This window comes from Streptomyces sp. RP5T (assembly GCF_003933965.1).
GTDB lineage: Bacteria > Actinomycetota > Actinomycetes > Streptomycetales > Streptomycetaceae > Streptomyces.
Map to the genome: position 1 here is coordinate 1 of NZ_RSAJ01000318.1, position 9,645 is coordinate 9,645.

10 protein-coding genes are annotated in these 9,645 nt (G+C 72.2%); 6 read left to right on the top strand and 4 right to left on the bottom strand.

Going from position 1 to position 9,645, the window contains the following annotated elements:
• Together ectA and EHS43_RS27775 are read right to left on the bottom strand one after the other, a co-directional pair.
• Positions 1 to 488, bottom strand: a 488-nt coding sequence (gene ectA / locus EHS43_RS27770; protein WP_125193485.1) for a diaminobutyrate acetyltransferase, incomplete at its 3' end; no start/stop codon positions are given.
• Between the two features lie 306 nt (positions 489 to 794).
• Positions 795 to 1,925, bottom strand: coding sequence for an aminotransferase class V-fold PLP-dependent enzyme (locus tag EHS43_RS27775; RefSeq protein WP_125193493.1), 1,131 nt, complete (start codon positions 1,923 to 1,925; stop codon positions 795 to 797).
• A gap of 175 nt (positions 1,926 to 2,100) precedes the next feature.
• On the opposite strand from EHS43_RS27775, the gene EHS43_RS27780 reads away from it, so the two are divergent.
• The 6 genes from EHS43_RS27780 (at position 2,101) to EHS43_RS27805 (ending at position 7,628) form a co-directional block, all read left to right on the top strand.
• Positions 2,101 to 2,952 carry a transporter substrate-binding domain-containing protein gene (locus EHS43_RS27780; protein ID WP_125193486.1) on the top strand — a complete coding sequence of 284 codons (852 nt, stop codon included), beginning with the start codon at positions 2,101 to 2,103 and terminating at the stop codon, positions 2,950 to 2,952.
• Entirely contained in the window at positions 2,949 to 3,782 is an 834-nt protein-coding gene (locus EHS43_RS27785) for an amino acid ABC transporter permease (RefSeq protein ID WP_125193487.1), read from the top strand. The genes EHS43_RS27780 and EHS43_RS27785 overlap by 4 nt, the downstream gene beginning before the upstream one ends.
• Complete coding sequence (locus tag EHS43_RS27790) at positions 3,779 to 4,570, top strand: amino acid ABC transporter ATP-binding protein (protein ID WP_125193488.1); 792 nt, start codon at positions 3,779 to 3,781, stop codon at positions 4,568 to 4,570. The genes EHS43_RS27785 and EHS43_RS27790 overlap by 4 nt, the downstream gene beginning before the upstream one ends.
• A gap of 84 nt (positions 4,571 to 4,654) precedes the next feature.
• Entirely contained in the window at positions 4,655 to 5,446 is a 792-nt protein-coding gene (locus EHS43_RS27795; RefSeq protein ID WP_125193489.1) for a PIG-L deacetylase family protein, read from the top strand.
• A gap of 24 nt (positions 5,447 to 5,470) precedes the next feature.
• Positions 5,471 to 6,562, top strand: coding sequence for an amidohydrolase family protein (locus tag EHS43_RS27800; RefSeq protein ID WP_125193490.1), 1,092 nt, complete (start codon positions 5,471 to 5,473; stop codon positions 6,560 to 6,562).
• 160 nt (positions 6,563 to 6,722) lie between these two features.
• Positions 6,723 to 7,628: an SCO1860 family LAETG-anchored protein gene (locus EHS43_RS27805; protein WP_125193491.1), complete on the top strand. Its 906-nt coding sequence runs from the start codon at positions 6,723 to 6,725 to the stop codon at positions 7,626 to 7,628.
• Positions 7,629 to 7,673: 45 nt separating this feature from the next.
• Here the strand turns inward: EHS43_RS27805 and cobC are convergent, their stop codons facing one another.
• Both cobC and EHS43_RS27815 read right to left on the bottom strand, forming a co-directional pair.
• A complete protein-coding gene (gene cobC, locus EHS43_RS27810) occupies positions 7,674 to 8,744 on the bottom strand; it encodes an Rv2231c family pyridoxal phosphate-dependent protein CobC (protein WP_125193492.1) in 1,071 nt (356 codons plus the stop codon).
• Positions 8,734 to 9,645, bottom strand: a 912-nt coding sequence (locus EHS43_RS27815; RefSeq protein ID WP_148104101.1) for a sirohydrochlorin chelatase, incomplete at its 5' end; no start/stop codon positions are given. The genes EHS43_RS27815 and cobC, both read right to left, overlap by 11 nt.

Consider the following 9,645-nt stretch of genomic DNA (forward strand, 5'->3'; position numbering starts at 1 on the left):
ATCCGGTAGAGGACCTCGGGGTCGTGCGGCCCGTCGGGGAACAGGCCCGTGTCGAACAGCACCTCGCGCTCCAGGCGGGCGCCACGGCGTTCGGCGAACGACGTGAACAGCCGCTCGGAGGCGGTGTTGCCCGGCGTGATGGTGGTCTCGACGGTGCTCAGCCCGCGTTCGGCGGCGAGCCGCGCGGTCAGTCCGTCGAGCAGGGCGGCGGCGAGACCGCGGCCGCGGTAGGCCGAGTCCACGGCCACCTGCCAGACGAGGAGGGTGTCGGGCCGGTCCGGGCGGACGTACCCGGTGACGAACCCGATCGCCTCTCCACGGTCGTTCCGTGCCACCGCCGACGTGGCGGCGAAGTCGCGACACCACAGCAGATAGCTGTACGACGAGTTCAGGTCGAGGACCTCGGAGTCGCGGGCGATCCGCCACAGTGCGGCTCCGTCCGCGACCGTCGGCCGGTCGATTTGCAGGTCTGCTTGTGCGGCAGTCATGCGAATTGAATTTACCGAGGGAAATTAAAAAATGCATCGCCGGATGGGGTTACGTCCGGGCTCGGCATGTGTTATCACGCGGGCGCGCGCCGACGCGCAAGAAGTGGCCGGTATGTACGATTACAGCCGGAAAATAAGGGGCAAATGGATCACGTTGTGTAACGCGTCACAAGCATGTAACCCCCACGAGATCTCCCCGAATTCGACCGCTTCGTGTTCGCAGAATCTTTGTGTTTAGTCCGAGCGAAAGCGGGCAGAAGAATACGGGAAGCTATTCTTCGATAAACCCCGGAATTACTTCATGAATTATGCGTCGGTACCGCGCGCATTCACGGTCCGATCGAATGCCTCCTCGGCTGCCCGCAGTGCGGCCGCCGTGTCCACCGCGAGCCCCCTCCCGGTCAGCGCCGCCCCCAGCGCGGCCAGGCTCGCCTGCACGGCACCCCGTGTCGCGTCCACGCCGTAGTGGTTGACCCGGATCATCTCCGCGGCCAGCGCGCCCCCGCCCGCTGCGAGCGGCAGAGTGGGGTCCTGGTTCAGGGCCAGGGCGACCAGGTCCGAGGCCACCGCGCCGGACAGGGCCCGCAGGGTCGTGGCGACCGGCGCGGCCTCGTGGTTGGCGTGCACATACGGCTCCAGGCCCCCGCCGAGCGCCCGTGCCCCCGCCCGGGTCGCCGCCGCGGCCGCCCGGTGCCGGGTCATGACCGTCTCCAGTCCGTCCGCCTCGATCCGCTCGACACACGCCTCCAGGGCCAGCATCTCCAGCTGCGCCGGAGCGTGCAGCAGGGCCGACCGGCCGCCGTCGATCCAGCGCTCCTTCCAGTCGAGGAGCGAGAGGTACGACCGGCGCGGCGCCGCCGGGTTCGCGGCCATCCGCGCCCACGCCCGCTCGCTGACCGACACCGCCGACACGCCGGCCGGGCCGCCCATCGCCTTCTGTGCCCCGATCACGCACAGGTCCACGCCCCACGCGTCCGGCAGCACCGGCTCGGCGCCCACGGAGGCGACCGCGTCCAGGTAGAAGAGGGCCCCCTGGCGCCGTACGACCTCGGCGATCTCCGCGACCGGGTTGGTGTTGCCGGTCGCCGCCTCGGCGTGCACCAGGGACACGAAGTCGATCGCCGGGTGCTCCTCGAAGGCCGCGGCGATCTGCCCGGCGGTCACCGCCGTGTGGAACGGCACCGCGAGGTCGATCACCGTCGCACCGCAGTCCCGCAGCCAGTTCCCGAAGGTCTGCCCGTACGGCCCCGTGATGACGTTCAGCGCGGTCGTGCCCGGACCCGCGGTGCCCCGGATGGCCCCCTCCAGCGGCAGCAGCGCCTCGCCCTGCATGATCACGACGTCCTGCTCGGTGCGCAGCAGCCGCGCCACACGGTCCTCGATCGAGGCGAACTGCGCCGCGCCGAGCGGAGCCAGGTCCAGGAAGGGGTGCGTCACGACGGTGCTCTCTTCGCTCACTGGGGTAGACGTGAACGAGCGTAACCGTTCCCGATCAACCCCCGACGACCGGCGACTTCTTAGGGGGAGCGGCCTCGCGACCATCGGTTTGGTTTGGGATACCCAAACCTTTCCTTATAATCGGAACCTACAGTTCCCCCACAGGAGGCCTCCCGTGAACACCCCCACCGGGCGCCGGACCCGCGTCCTGGCCGCCATCACCGCGACGGCCGGGCTCCTGCTCGTCGCTGCCTGCACCTCCAGCGACGACGGCGGCAGCGGTTCGAAGACCGCCGCGGGCGGGGTCGAACTGGTCAAGGGCGGACAGCTCACCACCTGCACCCACCTGCCCTACCCGCCGTTCCAGTCGGAGATCGACGGCAAGGTCCAGGGCTTCGACGTCTCGCTCATCGACCTGGTCGCCAAGGACCTGGGCGTGAAGCAGGAGATCCTCGACACCCCCTTCGAGAACTTCAAGACCGGCGCGTTCCTCAACTCCGGCGAGTGCGACCTGGCCGCGGCCGGCATGACCATCACCGACGAGCGCAAGAAGAACGTCGACTTCTCCGACCCCTACTTCGACGCCACCCAGGCCCTCCTGGTCGCCAAGGGCAGCGGGATCTCCTCGCTCGCCGACGCCAAGGCGAAGAAGGTCAAGCTCGGCGCCCAGGCCCAGACCACCGGCGAGGACTACGTCAAGGCGCAGGGCTTCGATCCGGTCTCCTTCGAGTCCTCCGACGCCGTCCTCAACGGTCTGCGCTCCGGCCAGGTCAAGGCCGTCGTCATCGACTACCCGGTCGTCCAGGGCTGGCTCAAGGACAAGGCCAACGCCGACGCCTTCCAGGTCGCCGACAACATCAACACCGGTGAGCAGTACGGCTTCACGGTGAAGAAGGGCAACACCAAGCTGCGGACCGCCATCAACAAGGCGCTCTCGGACGCCAAGGCCGACGGCACGTACAAGAAGCTCTACGAGAAGTGGATCGGCCCGTACGACGAGTCGGTCGCCTCTCCCGCCGCCTCATGACCGCGGCGGACACACCACTCCAGCCCCGCAAGAAGGGCCTGACCCGGCGTCAGAAGCGCAGCCTGTCCCGCGGCGTCCAGTACGCCGTCTTCGTAGCCGCCGTGATCGCCTTCGCGGTCTCGGCGGACTGGGGGCGGCTGAAGAACCAGTTCGCGCAGGCGGACATCGCCAAGGAGATGTTCCCGGACGTCATCACGCTGGCGCTGAAGAACACCGTGCTCTACACCCTGTCCGGCTTCGTCGTCGGACTGGTCCTCGGCATGGTCATCGCCCTGATGCGGCTGTCGTCGGTCGGCCCGTACCGCTGGTTCGCCGGCGTCTACATCGAGATCTTCCGCGGCCTGCCCGCCCTGCTGATCTTCATCTTCATCGGCGTGGCCGTACCGCTCGCTTTCCCCGGCACGGAGATCATCGGCGGCACCTACGGCAAGGTCGCCCTCGCGCTCGGCCTGGTGGCGGCGGCCTACATGGCGGAGACGATCCGCGCGGGCATCCAGGCGGTGCCCAAGGGGCAGATGGAGGCGGCCCGTTCACTGGGCTTCTCACCGGCCCGCGCGATGGTCTCGATCATCATCCCGCAGGCGTTCCGGATCATCCTCCCGCCGCTGACCAACGAACTCGTCCTGCTCTTCAAGGACTCCTCCCTGGTGCTGTTCCTCGGCGTCACCCTGGAGGAGCGCGAACTGTCCAAGTACGGCCGCGACCTGGCCAGTACGACCGCCAACTCCACGCCGATCCTCGTCGCCGGCCTGTGCTACCTGCTGGTGACGATCCCGCTCGGCTTCGTGGTCCGCCGCATGGAGGCCAAGGCCCAGGAGGCCGTGAAATGAGCGTAGAGGCCGGCCGGCCCGAGATCGAAGTACGCGCCCTGCACAAGTCGTTCGGCACCAACGAGGTCCTCAAGGGCATCGATCTGGAGATCGGCCAGGGCGAGGTCGTCTGCGTGATCGGCCCCTCGGGCTCGGGCAAGTCGACGCTGCTGCGCTGCGTGAACCTCCTGGAGGAGCCGACCCGGGGGCAGGTGTTCGTCGGCGGCACCGAGCTCACCGACCCCGACGTCGACATCGACGCCGTGCGCCGCCGTATCGGCATGGTCTTCCAGCAGTTCAACCTGTTCCCGCACCTCACGGTGACCGAGAACCTCACGCTGCCGCAGCGCAGGGTCCTCGGGCGGGGCAAGGCGGAGGCGGCGAGGGTGGCCGCGGAGAACCTGGAGCGGGTGGGCCTCGCCGAGAAGGCCGACGCCTATCCCGCCTCCCTCTCCGGTGGCCAGCAGCAGCGGGTCGCGATCGCCCGGTCGCTGTCCATGGGCCCCGAGGTGATGCTCTTCGACGAGCCGACCTCGGCGCTCGACCCGGAGCTGGTGGGCGATGTGCTCGCGGTCATGCGGATGCTGGCCCGGGAGGGCATGACGATGATGGTCGTCACCCACGAGATGACCTTCGCCCGCGAGGTCGCCGACCGGGTCGTCTTCATGGACGGCGGGGTCGTCGTCGAGGACGGCACCCCCGCCCAGGTCATCGGCGCTCCGAGCCATGAGCGCACCCGCCACTTCCTCTCCCGGCTCCTCGACCCGGCGATGGCCGACGTGGAGGAGGGCGGCGAGGGCGACTCCTGAGCGGCGGGGACGGCTCCGGAAAGGAGCGGAAGGGGACGTACGTTCCCCTGTTGCGCACAGCCCTCCAACCGTCATCATTCGGGCATGACGACTCTCGACGACACGGGCGGCCCCGGAGCGGGCGGCACCCTGCCCCCGCTGCCGGAGGACTGGGAGCGCTGCCTGGCCGTGGCCGCGCACCCCGACGACATCGAGTACGGGACCGCGTCCGCGGTGGCCCGCTGGACGAACCAGGGCAAGCGGGTCACCTACCTGCTGGCCACCCGCGGCGAGGCCGGCATCGACGGACTGCACCCGGACCGGGCGGCCCCGCTCAGGGAGGCCGAGGAGCGGGCCGGAGCGCGTGAAGTGGGCGTGGACACCGTGGAGTTCCTCGACCACCGCGACGGGATGATCGAGGAGGGCCCGGCCCTGCGCCGCGACATCGTGCGGGTGATCCGCCGGCACCGGCCCGAGATCGTGGTGACGGGGGCGTACACCGTGCGGATGGTCGCCGGCGTCGTCAACCAGGCCGACCACCGCGCGGTGGGCCTGGCCACGCTCGACGCGGCACGCGACGCCGGCAACCGCTGGATCTTCCCCGAACTGGCCGACGAGGGCCTCGAACCCTGGGGCGGGGTCCGCTTCGTGGCCGTCGCCGGCACCGACCGCCCCACCCACGGCGTGGACGTCACCGGAGAACCCCTGGAGCGGGGCATCGCCTCCCTGGCCGCGCACGCCGAGTACACCAAGGGCCTCGGCGCGGGAGCCTTCGAGCCGCGCCCGTTCCTGACCTGGGCGGCGCGTCGGGGCGGACCCGCCCTCGGCGTCGAGGCGGCGGTCCTCTTCGACGTCCACCAGCTCGGCTTCGAGGGACCACCGCCCTGGGAGCAGTGACGGCCGGCTGGCTAGGGTGCGGACATGAACGATCACGCGGTGCTGCACGTGAAGGGCCGGATCCTGGTCGGCCCCGAGGACGTCCGGGACGAGCTGTGGGTGGTCGACGGGCGGGTCTCCTACGACCGCCCCCTGGCCGCCCACGACGTCCGTACGGTGCCGGGCTGGGCGCTGCCCGGTCTGGTGGACGCGCACTGCCATGTGGGCCTCGGCGCGCACGGCCCGGTCGACCAGGACGTCGCCGAGAAACAGGCGCTGACCGACCGCGAGGCGGGCACCCTCCTGATCCGCGACGCCGGATCGCCCTCCGACACGCGCTGGGTGGACGACCGCGAGGATCTCCCGAAGATCATCAGGGCCGGCCGGCACATCGCCCGCACCCGCCGCTACATCAGGAACTTCGCCTGGGAGATCGAGCCCGAGGACCTCGTCGCGTACGTCGCCCGGGAGGCCCGCCGGGGTGACGGCTGGGTCAAGCTGGTCGGCGACTGGATCGACCGCGAGGTGGGCGACCTGGCCCCGAGCTGGCCGCGGGAGGCGGTCGAGGCGGCCATCGCGGAGGCCCACCGCCTCGGCGCCCGGGTCACCGCGCACTGCTTCGCCGAGAACTCCCTCCAGGACCTGGTCGAGGCGGGCATCGACTGTGTCGAACACGCCACGGGCCTCACGGACGACCTGATCCCCCTCTTCGCCGAGCGGGGCGTCGCGATCGTCCCGACCCTGGTCAACATCGCCACCTTCCCGAAGCTGGCGGACGGCGGCGAGGCCAGGTTCCCCCGCTGGTCCGCCCACATGCGCCGGCTCCACGAGCGCCGCTACGACACCGTCCGCGGCGCCTACGACGCCGGCATCCCGGTCTACGTCGGCACGGACGCGGGCGGCACCCTCCCGCACGGCCTGGTCGCGGCCGAGGTCGCGGAACTGGTGCGGGCCGGGATCCCCCCGCTGGACGCCCTGTCGGCGACCACCTGGGGTGCCCGGCGCTGGCTCGGGCGCCCGGGACTGGAGGAGGGCGCGCCCGCGGACCTGGTGGTGTACGAGGAGGACCCGCGCGCCGACGTCCGGGTGCTCGCGGCTCCGGCGCGGATCGTGCTGAACGGGCGGACGGTCGGGTAGCCGGACGGCCGGGCGGCCGAGCAGGAGGGTGCCGGCGGGTTCGAAAGCGTGCGCGGGTGCGCCACGATCGTGTGAACTCCCCGCGGATCGCTGTCGAACGACCGGCGGTGCGACATCCTTTCGAGGTCCCGAGCCAGTCCTCTCTGGGGGTCCCACCACCTTGAACAGCACCGACTTCCGCATGCCCGCACGCCGTCTCGCCACCGTGGCGACCGCCACCGCACTCGCCGCCGGTCCCACGGCGCTGGCCGGCGCGGGTACCGCCCACGCGACCGGGGATCAGGGGCGGGCGAGCGCCGTCGTCCTGCGGACAGGGCTGGACGTCGGCCTGCTCGACCGGACCACCGTCCCCCTCGCGGTCACCCTCAACGAGGTCCAGGCGCCCCGGAGCGCCCGACAGACCGCGCTGACGGCCAAGTTGGACGGTGTGGACGAGGGGCGGCCGTTCAGTGTGCTCGCCGCCGAGGCGGCCGACGCCAGGGCGACGGTGACCGACGGGAAGGCCGAGGCCTCCTCCCGCCTCACCCACGCCAAGGTCCATGTCCCCGGTCTGCCGCTGCTGTCCCTGATCGAGGTCGAGGGCGTCACCTCCGAGGCGGTCTGCGAGGCCGGCAAGGTCCCGACCGCCTCCTCGAACCTCCTCGGCGCGGTCACGGTGCTCGGCAAGAAGGTCACGGTGACCGCCGGCGGCCCGACCCACGTCAAGGTGCCCGGCGTCGGCGAGGTCCGCCTCGACCTGTCGAAGAACGCGACCAGTTCGCGCTCGGCCGCCGCCACCGCGCTCGAACTCACCGTCTCCGTGGACCCGTTGAAGCTGGGCGTCGCCGAGGTCAAGGGCACCCTGACCCTCGCGAAGGCGACCTGCGAGTCCCCGGCCGCACCCACCCCTTCGAACGCCCCCTCGGACGCCCCCGCGGACGACACCAGGCCCCAGGGCGGCCCCGCCGAGGAGGCGGGCCTCGCCGAGACCGGCACCGGTTCCGCGACGCCGTACCTCATGGCCGGAGCGATCGCCCTGCTGGTGGCCGGCGGGGGAGCGGTGGCGGTGGCCCGACGCCGGGGCTGACCGGCGAGGGCGTCCCCTTGCGCGGCGCACCCGACGGCACCCGCCTCAGCCCTGGGCCAGCGTCACCGCCTGGTCCAGCGCCTGCAGGAAGGAGTTGACCGTCGCCCGGTCCCGCACCGCGAGCCGCAGCCACTCCTCGCCGAGCCCCGGGAACGTGTCCCCGCGCCGCACCGCGAACCCCAGGTCGCGCAGATGCCGTCGTACCCCGACGGCACGCGGCAGGCGTACGAGGACGAAGGGGCCCTCGGCCGGTTCCACCACCCGCAGCCCGTCCGGGCCGAACTCCCGCAGTCCGGCCACGAGATGGGCCCGGTCGGTGGCCACGCGGTGGGCCGCGTGGGCGGCCTCGGCGAGGGCCCGCGGCTCCATGCAGGCCAGGGCCGCTTCGAGAGCCGGGCTGGACACCGGCCACAGGGGCTGGGCCCGCTCCAGGACGGCGACGGTCTCCGGGGCGGCGAGGACGTATCCGACGCGGAGCCCGGCCAGGCCCCACGTCTTCGTCAGGCTCCGCAGGACGACGAGTCCGGGCACGTCCGTCCGCCCCGCCAGGGCCTCGCGCTCGCCCGGCACCGCGTCCAGGAACGCCTCGTCCACCACCAGCGTGCGCCCGGGGCGGGCCAGGGCGGCGATCGTGGCGGCCGGATGCAGGACCGACGTGGGGTTCGTCGGGTTGCCGACGACCACCAGGTCGGCGTCCTCGGGGACGGCCGCCGTGTCGAGCCGGAAGCCGTCCTCCTCCCGCAGCAGCACCCTCTCGACCGGGTGGCCGGCATCCCGCAGCGCGGCCTCCGGCTCGGTGAACTGCGGGTGCACCACCACCGCGTGACGGGTCGTCAGGGCACGCGCGAGCAGGACGAACGCCTCGGCGGCCCCGGCCGTCAGCAGCACCCGCTCCACGGGCACCCCGTGCCGGGCCGCGACCGCGGCCCGCGCCCGCCGCCCGTCGGGGTAGGCGGCGAGCCCGGTCAGCGAGGCGGCGATCCGCTCCCGCAGCCAGGCCGGGGGAGTGTCCGCACGGACGTTGACGGCGAGGTCCGTGAGCCGCGCCCCGTCGTCCCGCACCTCGGCGTCGCCGTGGTGCCGCAGATCGTGGCCGCCCGCCCGGTCAGTGCGCATGGGTGTGGCTTCCGTGGTGGTGGCCGTGGTGGTGATGGTGGCCGTCGTCGTCCGGGTGGAAGTGCGGCTGCTGCGCGAGGCCCACCTTGTCCTCGAAGCCCGGCAGCGCGATGCGGTACACGCACGAGTCGCAGTTCATCCGCAGATCTCCCTTGACGGCCTCCTCGTACCGCTCCATCACCAGGTCCAGCAGCTCCGGCTCCGGGCCGATGACGTCCGCGGAACGCACCTCGACCTCCGGATGCGCGGCCGCCCAGCCCTCGGTCTGCTGCCGGACCCGGTCCGGCAGGATGCCGGTGAACAGGAAGTAGGGCAGGACCACGATCCTGCGCGCTCCCAGTGCCGCGCACCGGTCGAGCCCGCTCGGCACGTCCGGCGCGGCCAGCGACACGAACGCCGTCTCCACGCCCGCGTATCCGCGCCCCTCCCACAGCAGCCGGGCCGCCTTGTACACCTCGGCGTTGGCGTCGGGGTCCGTGGAGCCGCGGCCGACGAGCAGCACCGTCACGTCCGCCCGGTCCAGCGGGCTGCGGCCCCCGGTGGCGCCGAGCGCCTCGTCGAGGCGCCGCTCCAGGACCTTCAGCAGCGCCGGGTGCGGGCCCAGCGGGCGGCCGTAGGTGTACGAGATCCCGGGGTGGCGTTCCTTCTCGCGGGACAGCGCCGCCGGGATGTCGCCCTTGGCGTGGCCGGCGGAGACCAGCATCAGCGGCACGGCGGCGAACCGGCGGACACCGCGCTCCACCAGTTCGGCCACCGCCTCGCCCAGCGGCGGCGGGGACAGTTCGATGAAGCCGCCCGCGACGGGCAGTTCGGGGTGGCGGGCCCCCAGCTGCCGGACGAAGTCGCGGAACGCCTCGGCTCCGGCCTCGTCCCGGGTGCCATGACCGGCGATGAGCAGGGC

Bases quoted from the DNA above. Each gene is read 5' to 3' on its own strand.
- EHS43_RS27785 (WP_125193487.1), top strand. From the start codon at position 2,949: ATGACCGCGGCGGACACACCACTCCAGCCCCGCAAGAAGGGCCTGACC.
- EHS43_RS27790 (WP_125193488.1), top strand. From the start codon at position 3,779: ATGAGCGTAGAGGCCGGCCGGCCCGAGATCGAAGTACGCGCCCTGCAC.
- EHS43_RS27795 (WP_125193489.1), top strand. From the start codon at position 4,655: ATGACGACTCTCGACGACACGGGCGGCCCCGGAGCGGGCGGCACCCTG.
- EHS43_RS27800 (WP_125193490.1), top strand. From the start codon at position 5,471: ATGAACGATCACGCGGTGCTGCACGTGAAGGGCCGGATCCTGGTCGGC.
- cobC (WP_125193492.1), bottom strand. From the start codon at position 8,744: ATGCGCACTGACCGGGCGGGCGGCCACGATCTGCGGCACCACGGCGAC.